The following is an 18,830-nucleotide window of genomic DNA, read 5'->3' as shown; positions in this document are numbered from 1 at the left end:
GGCAGTCACTCAGTCACGACATCATTGACTGACACTACGCCTTCGCGGGCAAGCCCGCTCCCACAGTGGATTTTCGTTGCCCTTCAAATGCGGCCGAGCATTTCCTTGGCCTCGCCGCGCTGAGACTCGTCACCTTCGGTCAGCACTTCGGACAGGATGTCCCGCGCGCCATCAGCATCACCCATGTCGATGTACGCCTGGGCCAAGTCCAGCTTGGTCGCTACTTCATCGGTTCCAGACAGGAAGTCGAACTCCGGCTCATCACCACCCAGCGCCGCATCTTCAGCGGTGAAGGATGGCTCGATAGGCGGATGCTCCAGGCTCTGGGACAGACGATCCAGCTCAGCGTTGACGTCATCCAGCTCGGACGCAAAGGCATCAGGCTTGGCAGCCGCTTCAGGCTCGTCGGCCAGGGACAGGTCGAAGTCTTCCGGCAGGTCAAAATCGTCCAGCGCAGCGGGCGTCAGGGTCGGCGGCTCGACGGCAGGCACATCCTGCATCTGCTCTTCGAGGCCAGACAGGAAGTCGTCATCGGCCTGCGCCGAAGCCGGCTCATCGAGTTGCAGGTCCAAATCAAAGTCGGACAGGTCGTCCGGGCTGGCCTTGGCTTCGGTCTGCTGTTGCAGCACCGACTCAAAACTCAACTCATCGTCCAGACTGGCAGGCGAAGCGGCTTCCAATTCATCCAGGCTCAGGTCGAAATCAGTCTCGAAGGCCTCAGGTTCTGGCGCCGGTGCCGGTGCCGCCGGCTTGTCTTCCAGCAGGTCCTTGACGTATTGAGCGTCCAGAGCGGCGGCGGCCACTGCGGCGCTGACACCCGCCGCGAGCACGGCCATGGCCGGGAAGCGTGACTTGAGCTGCTCGACCTGGGCATGGTTCTCACCGTTGGCTACCAGCTGGCGCTCCTGGGTGACAAAGCCGTCCTTGTCGTTTTGCAGGCCATAGACCTCCATCAGCTTCAAGCGCAAATCGCTGCGCTTGGGTTCGTGCTTGATCGCTTGCTCCAATACATCGGCGGCCTGGTTCAGATGGCCGCGGTCGACAAGGGATTGGGCCTGGGCCAGCGCATCGTTGGCGTTGACCGGGGCAACGGCCACTGCCAGCGGCGAGAGCACCGAGGCGACGGTTGGCACGACTGTCTGCTCGACCACAGGGGCAGACACAGGCGCCGGAGCGGCTGACAGCTTGACGTTCGGCGGCGGGACTTCCAGACCCTCGAAGCTGTCCGGTGGCAGATCCTGGTCAATATCGGAGGTGAATACCGGTTCTTCGGCCAGGGCACGGGCCATGCGCAGGTGCTTTTCCTCTTCGCGACGGGCATTGCGATGGCGCGCCCACAGCAGCAGGAGCAACAACACCACCAGGCCCGCCGTGCCACCGATCACACCCAGCACCACCGGATTGGTCAGCAGGTCGTTGAATTTGTCATCCGCGCTGGCAGGTGCCGCTTCAGGCTTGATCGGCTCAGGCGCAGGCGCCGCCGGGACAGGCGCAGGAACAGGCGCCGCTACCGGAGCAGCAGGCGTCGCCGCGGCCGGCTCGCCAGCCAATTGTGCAGAGATGGGTGCCGTTGCAGCTGCCGCTGCGGGATCACCTTTTTCAGCCTGCAAACGCGCCAACTGGTCGTTTTTCAGTTGAATCAGCTTTTGCAGCTTGTCCAACTGGCTTTGCAGGTCCGCCGCACGGCTTTTCAGCTCGGCGTTGTCGCGACGGGTGGTGTCCAGCTCTTCCTGGGTCATCGCCAGCTTGTCGCTCAGGGCGCGGCCGTCAGCGGCCTTGCCTTTTGCGCCCTTCTTGGCGGACTCAGCCGAGACCAGGCTCAGGTTGTCCTTGGTCGTGGTGCTCGACGGCGCATTGCCCGCCTGGGTGCGCTTGGTGGCATCCAGTTGCTGCTTGCCCGCGACTTGATTGGTCGCCGAGCGACGGCCCTGGCGCCAGGCAGCGTTTTGCGCGGTGACTTCGGCAATCGCCTGTGGCTGTGGCAGTGCGGTGCTTTGTACGGTATCCGGCAGGCGCAGGACCTGGCCGGTCTTCAAGCGGTTGATGTTGCCATCGATAAAGGCGCCAGGGTTGAGTGCCTGGATCGCCAGCATGGTCTGTTGGACCGAGCCGCCGTTGCGGTTCTTCGCGGCAATTTCCCACAAGGTGTCGCGAGAAGTCGTGGTGTGCTGGTTCGGCTTGCTTACAACAGGGGCGGCAGGTGCAGCGGGCGCGGCACTCGCCGGCGCCGACAAGCGCGGCGCTGGGACGGCAGCTGCCGGTTGTTCAAATTTGGCGGGATCAAGCAGCACGCTGTAGTCGCGCATCAGGCGACCATTGGGCCACTGCACCTGCAACAGGAAACGTACGTAGGATTCCGGCAGAGGCTTGCTGGAGGTGACGCGCACCACGCTGCGGCCACTGGGGTTGATCACGGGAGTAAACGTCAGGTCATTGAGGAACGCCTGGCGATCCACGCCCGCATCCACAAACGCCTGGGAGGAAGCCAGGCTCGGCGTGATCTCGGACGCCGTGAGGCCGCCGACATCAAGCAATTCGATTTCCACCGACAAGGGCTGGTTCAACTTCGACTTGAGGGTCATCTCCCCAAGTTGCAGCGCCTGCGCCATACCGGAGGACAGCGCCGAGGCGGCCGCTATTGCTAACACCAGTTTGCGAACTTGAACCATAGCCTCATCCTTTGTTTGAACACTCCCCGGCCTGCGAGAAGGTTGGTAACCGCTGCCATTAGGCATGGCGAGCCGATAGGTCACCGACGCGCAACTTTTCCAGCTTGGGGCCAAGCATAGCGCCTGGTTAGAATCAATCTACAAATTGCCGCCAAGTATCTTTTACGCAAGGTCTTTTATCAACAACTGTGCCAGCTGTACGGCGTTCAGTGCCGCGCCTTTGCGTACGTTATCTGACGTCAGCCACAGATTTAGTTCCGACGGATCATCCACACCTGCGCGAACCCGTCCGACATACACCACGTCTTGCCCGACTGCATCGCCAACAGCGGTTGGGTAATCACCCTCCTCCACCAGCTCTACACCCGGCGCTGCGTCGAGTGCGCGGTTGACGGCGGCAAGGTCGACCGCGGCACCCAGCTGCAATGACACTGTCAGGCTATCGCCAAAAAACACCGGGGCTTGAACGCAAGTTGCGGAAATCTTTAGTAAAGGAGTTTCCAGCACCGCGCGCAGTTCGTGTACGAGACGCTTCTCAAGGGCTGTATGACCTTGGGCATCTGGCGTACCGACTTGTGCCAACAGGTTGAAGGCCATTTGCCGATCAAAGAACTTCGGCTCCAGCGGGCGCACGTTCAGCAGTTCAGCGGTTTGCCGCGCCAGCTCGCTGACGGCTTCGCGCCCCTGGGCAGACACGGCCAGGCTGGCGGTGACGCTCACGCGTTGGATGTCCAGCAAGCCACGCAATGGCGCCAGGACCACCGCCAGGTTGGTTGCGGACGGGCTCGGGCTGGCGAGCTGGAAGGGTTTTTTCAGGCCCTTGAGAACCTGCGCATTCGCCTCCGGTACCACCGGCGGCGCCTGTTCGGCAGGCAAGGCACCCGACAGGTCGATCACCGCACACCCGGCCGCCGTGGCGCGCGGGGCGAAACTCAGGGTGACGGCCGGCCCGGCTGCAAAGAACGCCAGCTGCGCCTTGCTGAAGTCAAATTCGTCGACTTCCTTGACCCGCACGTTCTTGCCGCGAAACGGCACCGATGCCCCCGCCGAGTTGCTGCCAGCCAGCAGATACAGGGTACCCACCGGGAAATCCAGTTCTTCGAGGATCTGCACCAGGGTTTCACCCACGGTGCCGGTGGCGCCGATCACGGCGATTTCAAAGGTCTGGGTCATGGGGGCTGCCTCGGGCATTGCGGGGGGAGCGGCACTTTACCGGGTGGTTGGGGGTGAGGCAATTGGACCGGGTCTTGGGGTGTCGCTGATGGCCTCTTCGCGAGCAAGCCCGCTCCCACATTCGACCGAGTTTCTCCAATTGAAATGCAATCAAATGTGGGAGCGGGCTTGCTCGCGAAGAGGCCCGAAAGCACAACAAAAAACCCGCGCCTGTCACCAGAACGCGGGTTTCCTGATTGCCTCAAGCGATCAACGCTCCAGCAAGATCCGCAGCATGCGACGCAGCGGTTCAGCCGCGCCCCACAACAGTTGGTCGCCAACCGTGAACGCGCCCAGGAACTGGCTGCCCATGTTCAGCTTGCGCAGACGGCCCACGGGTACATTCAGGGTACCGGTGACCTTCGTCGGACTCAGCTCCTGCATGCTGATGTCGCGGTTGTTCGGCACCAGCTTGACCCATGGGTTGTGCGAGCTGATCAACGCTTCGATATCAGCGATCGGCACGTCTTTGTTCAGCTTGATGGTCAGCGCCTGGCTGTGGCAGCGCATCGCGCCGATACGCACGCAGATGCCATCCACCGGGATCGGGCTCTTGAAGCGACCGAGGATCTTGTTGGTCTCGGCCTGGGCCTTCCACTCTTCGCGGCTCTGGCCGTTCGGCAGTTCCTTGTCGATCCACGGGATCAAGCTACCGGCCAACGGCACGCCGAAGTTCTCGGTCGGGTACGCATCGCTGCGCATGGCTTCAGCCACACGACGGTCGATGTCGAGGATCGCGCTGGCCGGGTCGGCCAGTTGATCGGCGACAGCCGCGTGGGTCGCGCCCATCTGCTTGATCAGCTCACGCATATTCTGCGCACCGGCACCGGAGGCCGCCTGATAGGTCATGGCGCTCATCCACTCGACCAGGCCGGCTTCGAACAAGCCACCCAGGCCCATCAGCATCAGGCTGACGGTGCAGTTGCCGCCGACGTAGTTCTTGGTGCCCGCATCCAGCTGCTGGTCGATGACCTTGCGGTTCACCGGGTCCAGGATGATCACGGCGTCGTCCTGCATACGCAGGCTCGATGCAGCATCGATCCAGTAACCCTGCCAGCCGGCTTCACGCAGCTTGGGGAAGACTTCACTGGTGTAGTCGCCACCCTGACAGGTCACAATCACGTCGAGGGTCTTCAGCTCTTCAATGCTGTAGGCGTCCTTGAGCGGGGCAATATCCTTGCCCACGGACGGGCCTTGGCCACCAACGTTCGAAGTGGTGAAAAACACCGGCTCAATAAGATCGAAATCCTGCTCTTCCAGCATCCGCTGCATGAGCACGGAACCGACCATACCGCGCCAACCGATCAGACCTACACGTTTCATCGCAACTACACCTTGTTAAAAAGTGGGCCGCCTTGCAGCAACAACTGCAAGCGGGCCCGAGAGATTACAGATTCCGCAGCGCGGCGACTACTGCGTCGCCCATTTCTTGCGTCCCAACCTTGGTGCAACCCTGCGACCAGATGTCGCCGGTGCGCAAACCCTGATCCAGCACCAGGCTCACGGCCTTCTCGATGGCATCCGCCGCTTCGCTCAGGTTGAAGCTGTAACGCAGCATCATCGACACCGACAAGATAGTCGCCAGCGGGTTGGCAATGCCCTGGCCCGCGATGTCCGGCGCCGAGCCGTGGCAAGGCTCGTACATGCCCTTGTTGTTGGTGTCCAGGGACGCCGACGGCAGCATGCCGATGGAGCCGGTGAGCATCGACGCCTGGTCGGACAGGATGTCGCCGAACAGGTTGTCGGTAACGATCACGTCGAACTGCTTGGGCGCACGCACCAACTGCATGGCGGCGTTATCGACGTACATGTGGCTCAGCTCGACATCCGGGTAGTCCTTGGCCACTTCTTCGACGATTTCGCGCCACAGTTGGCTGGAGGCCAGCACGTTGGCCTTGTCGACCGAGCAGACTTTCTTGCCACGCACACGGGCCATGTCGAAACCGACACGGGCGATACGGCGGATTTCGCTCTCGCTGTACGGCAGGGTGTCGTAGGCCTGGCGTTCGCCGTTTTCCAGCTCGCGCACGCCACGTGGCGAGCCGAAGTAGATACCGCCGGTCAGCTCACGCACGATGAGGATGTCCAGGCCCGCGACCACTTCCGGCTTGAGGCTCGACGCATCAGCCAGCTGCGGGTAGAGGATCGCCGGGCGCAGGTTGCCGAACAGGCCCAGTTGCGCACGGATTTTCAGCAAGCCGCGCTCAGGGCGGATGTCACGTTCGATCTTGTCCCACTTCGGGCCACCCACGGCGCCGAGCAGCACGGCGTCGGCCGCGCGGGCGCGGTCCAGGGTTTCGTCGGCCAGTGGCACGCCATGCTTGTCGATGGCGGCGCCGCCGATCACGTCGTGGCTCAGTTCAAAGCCCAGGCTGTACTTGCTGTTGGCGAGCTCCAGCACCTTGACCGCTTCGGCCATGATTTCCGGACCAATACCGTCGCCAGGGAGAATCAGAATCTGCTTGCTCATGGGTTCCTCATTTCATCAAGCGACCCGCCCGCGGGCAGGTCGGGAAAAATTGCTCAGCGCTCGGCAAACACCACCAGCACGTCGGTGCTGAAGGTGCCGTCGGCTTGAATCTCGAAGTAATCGCGCACTTCCTGGCCCATCGCCCGTTGCAGCTCAAGGATGGCAGCGCGCAGCACCTCGGGCGTGCGCATGCGCTCGACCCACGAGGTGTATTCCAGGCGCAGGCGCTGGCGGCTGCTGTTACGCACATGCAGGCCGGACTCGCTGAGCTGCTGCATCCATTCGGCGGCGGAGTAATCGCGTACGTGGCTGGTGTCGCGCAGCACTTCGACGGTTTGCAGGTAAGTGTCCAACAGCGGGCTGCCCGGTGACAAGACATCGACAAACGCCACTACCCCGCCCGGCTTGAGCACCCGGCGCACTTCGCGCAGGGCCAGGCCGACGTCGCTCCAGTGGTGCGCCGAGTAGCGGCTGAACACGAAGTCGAACTCGCCATCGGCGAACGGCAGGCGCTCGGCGGCGCCATGGACGGTGCGGATATTGTCCAGGCCCCGATCGTTTGCAGCGCCCGCGACGACATCGAGCATCTGCTGGGAAAGGTCGTAGGCCACCACCTCTTTAACCAGAGGGGCGACGTGAAAGCTCACATGACCGGCACCGCAGCCCAGATCCAGCAGTCGTGCGGCGCCCTGCCCGGCCAGTTCGGCCTGGAGCAGCGCGAATTCGGTGCCCTGGGCGTGCACGGCACTGCTCAGGTAGGCCGAGGCTTGTTCGCCGAATTGTTTTTGCACGACTTGGGTGTGGGCGGTGCTGGTCATGAGGGTTTCCTTGGGACTTATGGTGTTTGTGCTGCCGTCTTCGCGAGCAAGCCCGCTCCCACATTTGGCCGCATTTCAACTGAAGGAACTCGGTCGAATGTGGGAGCGGGCTTGCTCGCGAAAGGGCCAGTCCTGCTTACATCAAATCAGGCATCGCGAAACAACCAAGGCTGGCTGGCCCGGTGCTTGGCTTCAAAGGCGGCAATTGCATCGCCGTCCTGCAAGGTCAGGCCAATATCGTCCAGGCCGTTGATCAGGCAGTGCTTGCGGAACGCATCGACCTCAAAGTGATACACCTTGCCATCCGGACGGGTCACGGTTTGCGCGGCCAGGTCGACGGTCAGCTGGTAGCCCTCTTCGGCTTCCACCTGCTTGAACAACTCGTCGACTTCTGCGTCGCTCAAGATGATCGGCAGCAAGCCGTTCTTGAAGCTGTTGTTGAAGAAGATGTCGGCATAGCTCGGCGCAATGATGCTGCGAAAGCCATATTCTTCCAGGGCCCACGGCGCGTGTTCACGGCTGGAGCCGCAACCGAAGTTCTCGCGGGCGAGCAACACGCTGGCCCCCTGGTAACGTTCGGCGTTGAGTACGAAGTCCTTGTTCAGCGGGCGCTTGGAGTTGTCCTGGTAGGCGTACCCCACATCCAGGTAGCGCCACTCGTCGAACAGGTTCGGGCCGAAACCGGTGCGCTTGATCGACTTCAAGAACTGTTTGGGGATGATCTGGTCGGTGTCGACGTTGGCGCGATCCAAAGGGGCGACAAGGCCGGTGTGTTGGGTAAAAGCACGCATCGGGTATTCCTCAGATCAATTCGCGAACGTCGATGAAACGACCGTTGACGGCCGCCGCAGCAGCCATGGCCGGGCTGACCAGGTGGGTACGCCCACCGGCGCCCTGGCGCCCTTCGAAGTTACGGTTGGAGGTGGACGCGCAATGCTCGCCCGACTCCAGGCGGTCCGGGTTCATCGCCAGGCACATCGAGCAGCCCGGCTCGCGCCACTCAAAACCGGCTTCGAGGAAGATCTTGTCCAGGCCTTCGGCTTCGGCTTGTGCCTTTACCAGGCCCGAACCCGGCACCACGATGGCTTGCTTGATGGTCGAGGCGACTTTGCGGCCCTTGGCAATCACCGCCGCAGCGCGCAGGTCTTCGATCCGCGAGTTGGTGCAGGAGCCGATGAACACGCGGTCCAACTGGATGTCGGTGATCGCCTGGTTGGCCTGCAAGCCCATGTACTTCAGGGCACGCGCGATGGAACCGCGCTTGACCAGATCGGCTTCCTTGGCCGGGTCCGGCACGTTCTGGTCGACGGCCAGGACCATTTCCGGCGAGGTGCCCCAGCTGACTTGCGGCTTGATCTGTGCTGCATCGAGTTCGACCACGGTGTCGAACACCGCGTCGGCGTCGGAGACCAGGTCTTTCCAGGCTTCGACGGCAGCGTCCCAGTCTGCGCCGGTCGGTGCGAATGGGCGGCCCTTGACGTATTCAACGGTCTTTTCGTCCGCCGCCACCATGCCCACACGGGCACCGGCTTCGATGGACATGTTGCAAATAGTCATGCGGCCTTCGATGGACAAGTCGCGAATCGCGCTGCCGGCGAACTCGATGGCATGCCCGTTACCGCCGGCGGTGCCGATCTTGCCGATCACGGCGAGGACGATGTCCTTGGCGGTCACGCCGAACGGCAATTGGCCTTCGACGCGCACCAGCATGTTCTTCATCTTTTTGGCGACCAGGCACTGGGTCGCGAACACATGCTCCACTTCGGACGTGCCGATGCCGTGGGCCAAGGCACCGAAGGCACCGTGGGTGGAGGTGTGGGAGTCGCCGCATACCACAGTCATACCCGGCAAGGTTGCACCCTGCTCCGGGCCGATCACGTGGACGATCCCTTGACGCACGTCATTCATCTTGAATTCGGTGATGCCATATTCGTCGCAGTAGTCATCGAGGGTTTGCACCTGCAGACGCGACACGGTGTCGACGATCGCGTCGATGCCGCCCTTGCGTTCCGGGGTGGTCGGTACGTTGTGGTCCGGGGTGGCGATGATGGAGTCGACGCGCCAAGGCTTGCGCCCTGCCAGCCGCAGGCCTTCGAACGCTTGTGGCGAGGTCACTTCATGGATGATGTGACGGTCGATATAGATCAGCGACGAGCCATCGTCGCGCCGTTTCACTTCATGGGAATCCCAAAGTTTGTCGTAAAGCGTTTTGCCGGCCATCAGTCGGTCCTCATCATCGGTCTTTCTATGCCCTGGGCATTTCAATAACCCTTTGGCTTGTGAGGCTGATGGTATGGCGCTACATTAAATAACTCAAATTCATATTTTTTATGCTTTGGATTACCAACTGGAATACAACCATGGACCTGGCCAACCTCAATGCCTTTATTGCCATCGCCGAGACCGGAAGCTTCTCCGGCGCCGGTGAGCGCCTGCACCTGACCCAGCCGGCCATCAGCAAACGCATTGCCGGCCTGGAGCAACAATTGAAGGTGCGCCTGTTCGACCGCCTGGGCCGCGAAGTCGGCTTGACCGAGGCCGGGCGGGCCCTATTGCCACGGGCTTATCAGATTCTCAACGTGCTGGACGACACCCGTCGCGCCCTCACCAACCTGACCGGTGAAGTCAGCGGGCGCCTGACCCTGGCCACCAGTCACCACATCGGCCTGCACCGCCTGCCGCCCGTGTTGCGCACCTTTACCCGCAAATACCCGAACGTGGCGCTGGATATTCAGTTCCTCGATTCGGAAGTGGCCTACGAGGAAATCCTCCACGGCCGCGCCGAGGTGGCGGTGATCACCCTCGCGCCCGACCCCCATCACCTGGTGCGTGCGACCCCGGTCTGGGATGACCCGCTGGATTTTGTCGTGGCGCCGGAGCACAGCCTGACCAGCAACGGCCACGTCAGCCTGACCGATATTGCCGGTCATCCGGCGGTTTTTCCCGGCGGCAACACCTTTACACACCATATCGTCAGGCGCTTGTTCGAAGCCCAGGGCCTGACGCCAAACATCGCGATGAGTACTAACTACCTGGAAACTATCAAGATGATGGTGTCCATCGGCCTGGCCTGGAGCGTCTTGCCGCGCACCATGCTGGATGATCAGGTGGCGAGCATCGCTTTACCGGGCATACAACTCAGTCGCCAGCTAGGCTATATCGTGCACACCGAAAGGACGTTGTCGAACGCAGCGCGGGCTTTCATGAGCCTATTGGATGCACAGGTCGATCTGCCAGGAATACCGGCATGAAGCCGTGCGGCCTCAGGTTTACGTGAAACCGCGCCTTACGCCCATTGAGCCAAGGCCCTTTGATAATGCGCAATCCCGTCGATTCCGTGCCACCCCTGCCCCGCATTTACGCTCTGGACCCCCAAGAGGCGGAACAGAGCTGGGACAGCGCCCCGCAATTGCTGGCAGCCCTCAACGGTGCCCGGCTGGGGGCATGGTGCTGGGAAATCGACACCGGCAGGATCAGTTGGTCACGGGGGACCCAGGCGCTGTTCGGCTTCGACCCGCGCGCGCCACTGCCCAAAGACCTGGATTACCTCGACCTGCTCGCCCCGGCCGACCGCGCCAAGGTCGTGCGGGCCTTTCATGCGGTGCTGGCCGGCGAACCGTTCGAGCAGGCGATGCGCCACCGTATCCAGTGGCCCGACGGCAGCTATCACTGGCTGGAAATCAACGGCAGCCTGGCGCCGGACAAGACCGGGCGGCGTCGGATGATCGGGGTGATCCGTGAGATCACCCAGCAGCGTGAACGGGAAACCGCCCTCGGCCACTCCGAAAAGCGCTTCGCCACGCTGTTTCACCTATGCCCGAACATGGTGCTGCTGACCCGCCAGGCCGACGGCCTGATCAGTGAAGCCAACCAGTATTTCGAGATCCATTTCGGCTGGCCGGTCGCCGATGCCATCGGCCGCACCACCCTGGACCTGGGCCTGTGGCGCCACCCCGAGCAGCGCGCGCAGCTGGTCAAGGCTACTCAGCGCAAGGGCGAGCCGATCACCATGGAGGTGCAGTTTTGCGCCAGCAACGGCCAGATCCACGATGGCACCCTCAGCGCGCAAAAGGTCGAACTGGAGGGTGAGGCTTATCTGATCAGCACCTTTCTTGACACCACCGAACGCAAAAACGCCGATCAGGCGCTCAAGGACAGCCAGGAACGCCTCGACCTGGCGCTCAATTCCGCGCAACTGGGCACCTGGGACTGGCACATTCCCACCGGCATGCTCTACGGCTCGGCTCGCGCCGCGCAACTGCACGGCCTGCCACCCGAGCCGTTCCACGAGTCCTTCGACGCGTTTTTCGAAGGCATGCCCGATGAAGAACGCGACAACATGCGCAATGCCTATCGCACCCTGCGCGAAGGCCCGGCCGGCAACTACCAACTGACCTACCGCGTGCCCATGGAGGACGGCAGTTCGCGCTACCTTGAAAGCCGCGCGCGCCTCTACCGCGACGAAAAGGGCGCGCCATTGCGCATGGCCGGCACCCTGCTGGACATCACCGACCAGGTCGAACGCGAGCAACGCCTGAGCGCCTCCGAAGAGAAATTCGCCAGCCTGTTCCAGGCCAGCCCCGATCCGATCTGCGTCACCGGCCTGGACAGCGGCGTATTTATCGAAATCAACCCCGCGTTTACCCAGACCTTTGGCTGGAGCGCGGCCGAAGTGCTCGACAAAAGTGCCGAGCAGATCGGCCTGTGGGACGACTCCAGCAAGCGCCTGCAACGCATCGAGCGGGTGATTCGCGAACAGTCATTGAACAATGTGGCCATCATCGCTCGCCACAAGGATGGGCGAAGCCTGACCTGCGTGATCGCCAGCCGGCTGATCAAGGTCGGCGACCAACCGTGCATCGTCACCACCTTGCGCGACATCACCCAGCAGCAACGCTCGGAAGCCGCGCTCAAGGCCAGCGAAGAGAAGTTCGCCAAGGCGTTCCATTCCAGCCCCGACGCCATTTCCATTACCGAGCGCGACACCGGTCGGTATGTCGAGGTCAACGATGGTTTTTGCCGCCTCACGGGTTACCGCGCGGAAGAAGCCATCGGGCTCACGCTGTATCAAATCGGCATCTGGGCTGATGAAAACCAACGCTCGGCGCTGCTGGCTGAATTGCAGATCAAGGGGCGCATCCACCACCTGGAGATGCTTTGGCACAACAAGCGCGGCGATGTGTTGGCGGTGGAAGTTTCGGTCGAGCCGATCACCCTGAATGAAACGCCGTGCCTGCTGCTGACCGCCCGCGATGTGAGCCTGTTGAAGAATGCCCAGGCGCAGATCCGCCACCTGGCCTACCATGACCCGCTGACCAACCTGCCCAACCGCGCCCTACTGATGGACCGCCTGAGCCAGCAGATCGCCCTGCTCAAGCGCCACAACCTGCGAGGCGCGCTGCTGTTCCTGGACCTGGACCACTTCAAGCACATCAACGATTCCCTTGGCCACCCGGTCGGCGACACTGTGCTGAAAATCGTCACCGCCCGCCTGGAAGCCAGCGTGCGCATGGAAGACACCGTGGCCCGCCTGGGCGGCGATGAGTTTGTGGTACTGCTCAGCGGCCTCGACGGCACGCGTTCGCAGGTCAGTACCCAGGTGCAGGAATTGGCCGACACCCTGCGTGAATTGCTCTCGGAGCCGATGTTCCTCGACGGCCACCGCCTGCAGGTCACCCCGAGCATTGGCGTAGCGTTGATCCCCGACCATGGCTCGACGCCGGCCGACCTGCTCAAGCGCGCCGACATCGCCCTGTACCGCGCCAAGGATTCGGGGCGCAACACCACGCAGATGTTCCACAACAGCATGCAAAGAACCGCCAGCGAACGCCTGCGCATGGAAACCGACCTGCGCCTGGCCCTGTCACGCGGCGAATTCAGCGTGCACTACCAACCCCAGGTCGATGCACGCGGCAACCACATCATCGGCGCCGAAGCCCTGGTGCGCTGGCAGCACCCGCAACTGGGCGCGCAGTCCCCTGCCGAGTTCATCAAGGTGCTGGAGGACAGCGGGCTGATCCTGGAAGTCGGCACCTGGATTCTCGATGAAGCCTGCGGTGCATTTCAGCAATTGATCTCTGACGGCCTGGTGGACCCGTTGCGCTTCAGCCTGTGCGTGAATATCAGCCCCCGGCAGTTTCGCCAGAACGACTTCGTTGAACGCGTGGTGCACAGCCTCGATCAGCACGACCTGCCCTACAGCCTGCTGAAACTGGAGATTACCGAAGGCATCGTGATCCAGAACCTGGACGACACCGTGGCCAAGATGCGCCGCCTGAAAAAGCTCGGCGTGAGCTTCGCGATGGATGATTTCGGCACCGGCTATTCATCGCTGACCTACCTCAAGCGCCTGCCGGTGGACGCACTGAAGATCGACCAGTCGTTTGTGCGCGATGCGACTCACGACCCGAACGACGCGGAAATCATCCGCGCCATCGTGGCCATGGCTCGCAGCCTGAACCTGGAAGTGATTGCCGAGGGCGTGGAAACCCTGGAGCAGTTGGCGTTCCTGCAACGGTTGGGGTGCCATGTGTTTCAGGGGTATCTGCACAGTCGGCCGTTGCCGATTGAGGCGTTCAGGCGCTTGCTGGAATAGCTGTCACACCAACTTCAGCGCCCGCAAATAAGTCCCCTTCCATTGCGACGTCTGCAGAGTGTGCCGGCCCCCATAATAATCGAGCACGCCGCCAATCACCGTCATCGAGTGACCACCGTCAGACAGGGTGCCGATAGCGCCGGCAATCAACTCGTTCACATCGCTTTCGCGGATATAGGCGTACAACCCCAACCGACGCAGCGCCTGCCCGGGGTATTCACCGTCATTGAGGGTATCGATGGCAACGTCGAAACTCTGCCCGCCACGAAAGTCGTTGTTTTCCAACTGCGCGCGCCTGGCGCTCACGGCGAACAGGAAATAGGCATCCTCCAGCATTGCACAGTCGTCGCCGCGAAAGCCGGAAGCGGCTCTCGCCTTGCGCAATTGCTCATGGGTCAGCGTCAGCCTGAAACCATCGCGCATAACGACTGCATAACCTTCGGCAGTGGCAGTGACCTCCCGAAAAATATCCGCGGGGCACTGCCCGAACCTCATCATAGCCGCCTTGATTGCCGACACCGTCACGCAGTTCCCCGGTGTCCCTTGGTAGAACCCCCCCCAAATATCCAGGGGTCTTCGGCCCGCAAACACCTTCGGTGTGGGTGCGCCTCCCCGAGGCTTGTCGGCGAACAGCCTGTAACCATAGCGACTGCCTACCTGACGCGGTTTGCCGTTAGCGTGCCCAAGCCCGTCCACTACCAGCGCACTGCCAAAATTATGGGTCTCCATCACCGCCACTACGCCTTCGCCAACCATCCTGCTCGGCGGCACATACTGGGAAAGCCCATACACCCCCATACCCTGCAAGCACCGCAGAGTGGTTTCGCCCTGGAGTGACTTTGTCAGCGCCGCGTGAAAATTGGCGTAGCCACCGATCTGCTGCCTGCGCTTTACAAACACCGTCAACGCAAAGTTGGCGGCGCTGAGGGCTTGCGCATCATTGCCACTGAATTTGGACACCTGCGCGACTAGCTGCAGCTCTTCGTGCGTGATGCGAGCGTTGAACTCATCCTTCATCATCACGTCGTAGCCGTTTGCGGTAGGCGTCACTTGATTGAACATATCGGCAGGCGTGGGGCCAAGCGTCGCCATCATCATTTTGATGACGGCAGCATGGGTGCTTACGTCAAAGTGCTCACCAAAGCGCCGCTCGCCGACGTCGAAGGCGTTCACGACAGACTTTATGGCCTTTGATGCAGAGAGCGTAGACGGGGCAGTGAAGGCAAAGGTAGGGGATTTCAAGTTCGAAGCGTTCATGGGCGAAGATTCCTATGAGATATGCCCAGAAGTTCGTGGGATTTTGCCTTGCCCGGTTCCGGTGATCACGTTTCACAATAAGAAAAGGGCGCCGATGGCGCCCTTGCTGCAGATCTCTTCGCGTTATGCCGCCGCCGGATGGGGCATGCCCAACAGCCGGCTGACCTGCTCTAGATCGGTCTCTCGGCGCATCGCGGTGAACAGTTCAACCGCTTCAGGGTAGTTGCGCGTCAACATTGCCAGCCATTGTTTCAAACGGCCCGGCGCCTGGCGCTCGGTCAGCTGCGCCACCGATTGGGTCCAGAACTCCTGGAGCATGGGCTGCATCTGCGCCCAGGTCATCTCCACGACTTCTTCACCGGCCCGCGCTGCTGCAATCTGCCGCGCCAGGTCGGGCCGCGCCACCAGGCCACGGCCGAGCATGATGTCTTCGGCGCCGCTGACTTCGCGGCAACGCTTCCAGTCTTCAACGCTCCAGATGTCGCCGTTGGCAAACACCGGCACCTTGACCACATCCTGCACGCGCGGAATCCACTCCCAGTGCGCCGGCGGCTTGTAGCCGTCGGTCTTGGTCCGCGCATGCACCACGATATGCGCGGCGCCGCCTTCGGCCAGGGCCGTGGCGCAGACCAGGGCGCCATCCGGGCTGTCGAAACCCAGGCGCATCTTCGCGGTAACCGGGATGTGCGCGGGAACGGCGCGGCGTACGTGCTCGACGATCTGGTTGAGCAGCTCCGGCTCCTTGAGCAACACCGCGCCGCCACGGGACTTGTTGACCGTCTTGGCCGGGCAACCGAAGTTCAGGTCGATCACCTCGGAGCCCAACTCGGCAGCGAGCGCGGCGTTTTCCGCCAGGCACACCGGGTCGGAACCAAGCAACTGCACGCGCAGCGGCACGCCCGCCGCGGTGTGGGCACCGTGCAGCAGTTCGGGAGCAAGTTTGTGGAAATACGCCGGGGTGAGCAGGCGGTCGTTGACGCGGATGAATTCGGTCACGCACCAATCGATCCCACCCACGCGGGTCAACACGTCCCGCAGGATGTTGTCGACCAACCCCTCCATGGGCGCCAAAGCAATTTGCATGGAAAACACTCAACAAAAATCGTGGCGCAGTTTACTGGGTTTCCTGCGGCAACCGTTAACCCCCTGTCAGGGCGGGGCCATAACCGTCAAGAAACTCGGCGGGCATACGCTTGGGCTTGCCGCTGGACAGCTCGATGCAGACAAAGGTGGTGTGCGCCCTCAGCAGGGTCGCGCCGTCGCGGGGGCGGACCAATTGGAAGCGGCGGGTCATTTTCAGGCGCTGGTCCCAGTCGACGATCCAGGTGGCCAGTTGCAGTTCGTCGCCTTCGTAGCCGGCGGCGAGGTAATCGATCTCGTGGCGCACCACCGCCATGGCGCGATCCAGCCTGCGGTATTCGGTGAGGTCCAGGCCCAGGCGCTGGGAATGGCGCCAGGCGCAGCGTTCCAGCCAGGACACGTAAACGGCATTGTTGGCGTGGCCCAGGCCGTCGATGTCTTCGGCGCCGACCTGCAGGTCGATGATAAACGGCGTTGCCAGATCCCAGCCCATGCCTTGCTCCAGTCGATTGATCTCGGCCGGGCAGTGTATCAGGCGGTTTGCCGCGCCTGTAGACGGCGGCCGGCCAACAGCGCCAGCACCGCATCGGTCACCCGGGGGTCGGCCAGGACTTTCTGATGGCCGCCCTGCTCCAGACGCAACAGGCGGCTGTCGAACCAGGCTTCGTGGATCGCCTGGGAGGCTTTGACGGGGACGAAGGTGTCGTCTTCGGCATGCACGATCAGGCCGGGGATGTTCATTTGGTAGTGGGCCACATCCAGATGCTTCAACGGCATGCCGAAGGTGTGTTCGACCTCCTGAATAAACGCCGAACGGGCCCGCGCCGGCAGACCGACCATCTGGGTGAACCCTCGAAGCACATCAAGGAATCGCGACGGCGCGGCAATGCTTACCAGCGCTTCGGTACGCAGCCCCAGTTGCACCGCCAGCATCGCGCTGGCGCCGCCCATGGAGTGACCAATCACGGCGTGCAGCGGCGGCAACTCGGCCGCCGCCTCCAACATCGCGCGGGCGAACAGCAGCACATGGGCTTCACGCCCGGGCGAACGCCCGTGGGCGGGGCCGTCGAGGGCAATCACGGAATAACCGTCATTCACCAATGCGCTGATCAGGCTGGCGAACTGCGTGGGGCGCCCTTCCCAGCCATGCATCAACAGCACGGCGGGCCCTTGGCCCCAGCGCAACGCCGACAGGCCGAAACGCAGGGTGAGGCGCTCTGATTGCGCCAGCAACGGCAACTCCCAGTCGCGTGGCGGCAGCTCGCGCGGCGTCATGAACGCACGTCGCATCTGGTTGGCCACGGTTTGCGGCGCCAGATGCCCCAGGGTGCCGTTGAAGCGACGAATCCAGGTCAGCGTGCCCATCCTTAGAACCCTCTTCTAGCGCACGGCCGACTTGGCGGCACGCAATACACGGTCAGACAATTCACCAGGGCCGAGGGCCCGCGCCAGGGCCAGGCCACCGATCATCAACGCCATGTCGGCCAGGGCCTTGTCGGTGTCTTCGGGGCTGGCGGCCAATTGGGCAGCCATCAGCTCACAGTGCTCGTTCAGCGCCTGGCGGAATTCATCCGGCAGGCGGCTCATTTCGCCGACGGTCGCCGGGATCGGACAGGCCTGAACGGTGGAATCGCGGTGTTTGCGCGACAGGTAAAACGCCGCCACAAGGCCTCGGCGCTCTTCACCGGTCAACAGCGCATCCATATCGTCAATGGCCGCACGACGCTTGGCCAGCAATTGAGTGAATGCCTCCAGCATCAGCGCGTCCTTGCTTTCGAAGTGCGCGTAAAAACCACCGACGGTGAGCCCCGCCGCCCCCATCACTTCACCGACACTCGGCTCGGCCGGGCCACGCTGGATCAACGCCGCGCTGGCCGCCTGCAAAATGCGTTCGCGGGTTTGTGCTTTTTTATCGCTCATCAAAGCCTCCGGTCTCATGGGTTGAATATTATTACCATAATAATATTTGGCAAGCGACCGACATGACCATTGGTCTGAAGAGGAAGTAGGAAGGGAGTAAGAGAATTGGCCAAACGCCAGACAAACAAAAGGGCCATTCAATAATTGAATGACCCTTAAAAATCCCGCAGAGCGGGTAATCGTGGCGTCCCCTAGGGGACTCGAACCCCTGTTACCGCCGTGAAAGGGCGGTGTCCTAGGCCACTAGACGAAGGGGACACAAACCTTCTGTACAACTGATCAGGCTGAGACTGATCGATCCAAGGACGGTGTGGCCGGAACCTTGGAACTGTAAATTGGTGGAGCTAAACGGGATCGAACCGTTGACCTCTTGCATGCCATGCAAGCGCTCTCCCAGCTGAGCTATAGCCCCGGATTTTTCGTCTCGCGACGCAGCAGATCTTGCGAACTGCTTGTTGAAACTGGCGTCCCCTAGGGGACTCGAACCCCTGTTACCGCCGTGAAAGGGCGGTGTCCTAGGCCACTAGACGAAGGGGACAAAACCTTCTGTACAGCATGATCAGCGCTGAGAACTGATCGATTCAAGTACGGTGTGGCCAGACCTTGAACCTGTAAATTGGTGGAGCTAAACGGGATCGAACCGTTGACCTCTTGCATGCCATGCAAGCGCTCTCCCAGCTGAGCTATAGCCCCTCATCGGTGAGGACGGGGCGAATCTTAATGGCGGTTTGGAAGTGTGTCAAATTTATTTTCAACAATTTCCAAAGTTTTTTGCCGGGATAACAATCACTTACCGGCGAAACCCCGGA

14 protein-coding genes and 4 tRNA genes are annotated in these 18,830 nt (G+C 61.9%); 2 read left to right on the top strand and 16 right to left on the bottom strand.

Translation table 11 applies throughout. The features are described from left to right. Window positions 1–83: 83 nt before the first annotated feature. From LIY36_RS06090 to leuC, 7 genes are all read right to left on the bottom strand, one after another. On the bottom strand, window positions 84–2,669 hold the full coding sequence (locus LIY36_RS06090) for a FimV/HubP family polar landmark protein (RefSeq protein WP_226455112.1): 2,586 nt from the start codon (window positions 2,667–2,669) through the stop codon (window positions 84–86). Window positions 2,670–2,831: 162 nt separating this feature from the next. After that, window positions 2,832–3,842 (bottom strand): aspartate-semialdehyde dehydrogenase, encoded by a 1,011-nt coding sequence (locus LIY36_RS06085; protein ID WP_192296838.1) that lies wholly within the window; start codon window positions 3,840–3,842, stop codon window positions 2,832–2,834. Window positions 3,843–4,091: 249 nt separating this feature from the next. Continuing rightward, the gene (gene asd / locus LIY36_RS06080) at window positions 4,092–5,204 is read right to left on the bottom strand and encodes an aspartate-semialdehyde dehydrogenase (protein ID WP_192296839.1); all 1,113 of its coding nucleotides are present in this window, start codon (window positions 5,202–5,204) and stop codon (window positions 4,092–4,094) included. A 64-nt stretch (window positions 5,205–5,268) separates the two neighbouring features. After that, on the bottom strand, window positions 5,269–6,351 hold the full coding sequence (gene leuB / locus LIY36_RS06075) for a 3-isopropylmalate dehydrogenase (RefSeq protein WP_021491199.1): 1,083 nt from the start codon (window positions 6,349–6,351) through the stop codon (window positions 5,269–5,271). 53 nt (window positions 6,352–6,404) lie between these two features. Further along, window positions 6,405–7,169 carry a class I SAM-dependent methyltransferase gene (locus LIY36_RS06070; RefSeq protein WP_226455111.1) on the bottom strand — a complete coding sequence of 255 codons (765 nt, stop codon included), beginning with the start codon at window positions 7,167–7,169 and terminating at the stop codon, window positions 6,405–6,407. 146 nt (window positions 7,170–7,315) lie between these two features. Further along, window positions 7,316–7,960, bottom strand: a complete 645-nt coding sequence (gene leuD, locus LIY36_RS06065) for a 3-isopropylmalate dehydratase small subunit (protein ID WP_015884976.1) — start codon at window positions 7,958–7,960, stop codon at window positions 7,316–7,318. 10 nt (window positions 7,961–7,970) lie between these two features. Then, window positions 7,971–9,389, bottom strand: coding sequence for a 3-isopropylmalate dehydratase large subunit (leuC, locus tag LIY36_RS06060; RefSeq protein ID WP_226455110.1), 1,419 nt, complete (start codon window positions 9,387–9,389; stop codon window positions 7,971–7,973). A 140-nt stretch (window positions 9,390–9,529) separates the two neighbouring features. Here leuC and LIY36_RS06055 point away from each other — a divergent pair, with 140 nt between their 5' ends. Both LIY36_RS06055 and LIY36_RS06050 read left to right on the top strand, forming a co-directional pair. Further along, window positions 9,530–10,420, top strand: a complete 891-nt coding sequence (locus LIY36_RS06055) for a LysR family transcriptional regulator (protein ID WP_226455109.1) — start codon at window positions 9,530–9,532, stop codon at window positions 10,418–10,420. A 65-nt stretch (window positions 10,421–10,485) separates the two neighbouring features. Then, the gene (locus LIY36_RS06050; RefSeq protein ID WP_226455108.1) at window positions 10,486–13,764 is read left to right on the top strand and encodes a sensor domain-containing protein; all 3,279 of its coding nucleotides are present in this window, start codon (window positions 10,486–10,488) and stop codon (window positions 13,762–13,764) included. A 3-nt stretch (window positions 13,765–13,767) separates the two neighbouring features. On the opposite strand, the gene LIY36_RS06045 is transcribed toward LIY36_RS06050, so the two are convergent. From LIY36_RS06045 to LIY36_RS06005, 9 genes are all read right to left on the bottom strand, one after another. Beyond that, window positions 13,768–15,021 (bottom strand): hypothetical protein, encoded by a 1,254-nt coding sequence (locus LIY36_RS06045; RefSeq protein ID WP_226455107.1) that lies wholly within the window; start codon window positions 15,019–15,021, stop codon window positions 13,768–13,770. Window positions 15,022–15,144: 123 nt separating this feature from the next. After that, window positions 15,145–16,104, bottom strand: coding sequence for a tRNA dihydrouridine synthase (locus LIY36_RS06040; protein ID WP_226455106.1), 960 nt, complete (start codon window positions 16,102–16,104; stop codon window positions 15,145–15,147). 55 nt (window positions 16,105–16,159) lie between these two features. Then, window positions 16,160–16,594 carry an acyl-CoA thioesterase gene (locus tag LIY36_RS06035; RefSeq protein ID WP_226455105.1) on the bottom strand — a complete coding sequence of 145 codons (435 nt, stop codon included), beginning with the start codon at window positions 16,592–16,594 and terminating at the stop codon, window positions 16,160–16,162. A gap of 38 nt (window positions 16,595–16,632) precedes the next feature. Beyond that, window positions 16,633–17,466 (bottom strand): alpha/beta fold hydrolase, encoded by an 834-nt coding sequence (locus LIY36_RS06030; RefSeq protein ID WP_226455104.1) that lies wholly within the window; start codon window positions 17,464–17,466, stop codon window positions 16,633–16,635. Window positions 17,467–17,481: 15 nt separating this feature from the next. Then, window positions 17,482–18,021 (bottom strand): TetR/AcrR family transcriptional regulator, encoded by a 540-nt coding sequence (locus LIY36_RS06025; protein WP_192296849.1) that lies wholly within the window; start codon window positions 18,019–18,021, stop codon window positions 17,482–17,484. Window positions 18,022–18,203: 182 nt separating this feature from the next. Beyond that, window positions 18,204–18,279 (bottom strand) — tRNA-Glu (locus LIY36_RS06020). A gap of 78 nt (window positions 18,280–18,357) precedes the next feature. Then, window positions 18,358–18,433, bottom strand: a tRNA-Ala gene (locus tag LIY36_RS06015). Between the two features lie 50 nt (window positions 18,434–18,483). Further along, a tRNA-Glu gene (locus LIY36_RS06010) sits at window positions 18,484–18,559 on the bottom strand. Window positions 18,560–18,638: 79 nt separating this feature from the next. Then, a tRNA-Ala gene (locus LIY36_RS06005) sits at window positions 18,639–18,714 on the bottom strand. Window positions 18,715–18,830: the final 116 nt, after the last annotated feature.

Source organism: Pseudomonas sp. AF03-9 (assembly GCF_020515815.1).
Lineage (GTDB): Bacteria > Pseudomonadota > Gammaproteobacteria > Pseudomonadales > Pseudomonadaceae > Aquipseudomonas.
This window is presented reverse-complemented; position numbering and strand designations above follow the sequence as displayed.

Excerpts from the sequence above, each read along its gene's own strand:
- LIY36_RS06045 (WP_226455107.1), bottom strand. The coding sequence starts at position 15,021 with ATGAACGCTTCGAACTTGAAATCCCCTACCTTTGCCTTCACTGCCCCG.
- leuD (WP_015884976.1), bottom strand. The coding sequence starts at position 7,960 with ATGCGTGCTTTTACCCAACACACCGGCCTTGTCGCCCCTTTGGATCGC.
- LIY36_RS06035 (WP_226455105.1), bottom strand. The coding sequence starts at position 16,594 with ATGGGCTGGGATCTGGCAACGCCGTTTATCATCGACCTGCAGGTCGGC.
- LIY36_RS06025 (WP_192296849.1), bottom strand. The coding sequence starts at position 18,021 with ATGAGCGATAAAAAAGCACAAACCCGCGAACGCATTTTGCAGGCGGCC.
- LIY36_RS06090 (WP_226455112.1), bottom strand. The coding sequence starts at position 2,669 with ATGGTTCAAGTTCGCAAACTGGTGTTAGCAATAGCGGCCGCCTCGGCG.
- LIY36_RS06085 (WP_192296838.1), bottom strand. The coding sequence starts at position 3,842 with ATGACCCAGACCTTTGAAATCGCCGTGATCGGCGCCACCGGCACCGTG.
- leuB (WP_021491199.1), bottom strand. The coding sequence starts at position 6,351 with ATGAGCAAGCAGATTCTGATTCTCCCTGGCGACGGTATTGGTCCGGAA.
- LIY36_RS06040 (WP_226455106.1), bottom strand. The coding sequence starts at position 16,104 with ATGCAAATTGCTTTGGCGCCCATGGAGGGGTTGGTCGACAACATCCTG.
- LIY36_RS06055 (WP_226455109.1), top strand. The coding sequence starts at position 9,530 with ATGGACCTGGCCAACCTCAATGCCTTTATTGCCATCGCCGAGACCGGA.
- leuC (WP_226455110.1), bottom strand. The coding sequence starts at position 9,389 with ATGGCCGGCAAAACGCTTTACGACAAACTTTGGGATTCCCATGAAGTG.
- LIY36_RS06070 (WP_226455111.1), bottom strand. The coding sequence starts at position 7,169 with ATGACCAGCACCGCCCACACCCAAGTCGTGCAAAAACAATTCGGCGAA.
- LIY36_RS06050 (WP_226455108.1), top strand. The coding sequence starts at position 10,486 with ATGCGCAATCCCGTCGATTCCGTGCCACCCCTGCCCCGCATTTACGCT.
- asd (WP_192296839.1), bottom strand. The coding sequence starts at position 5,204 with ATGAAACGTGTAGGTCTGATCGGTTGGCGCGGTATGGTCGGTTCCGTG.
- LIY36_RS06030 (WP_226455104.1), bottom strand. The coding sequence starts at position 17,466 with ATGGGCACGCTGACCTGGATTCGTCGCTTCAACGGCACCCTGGGGCAT.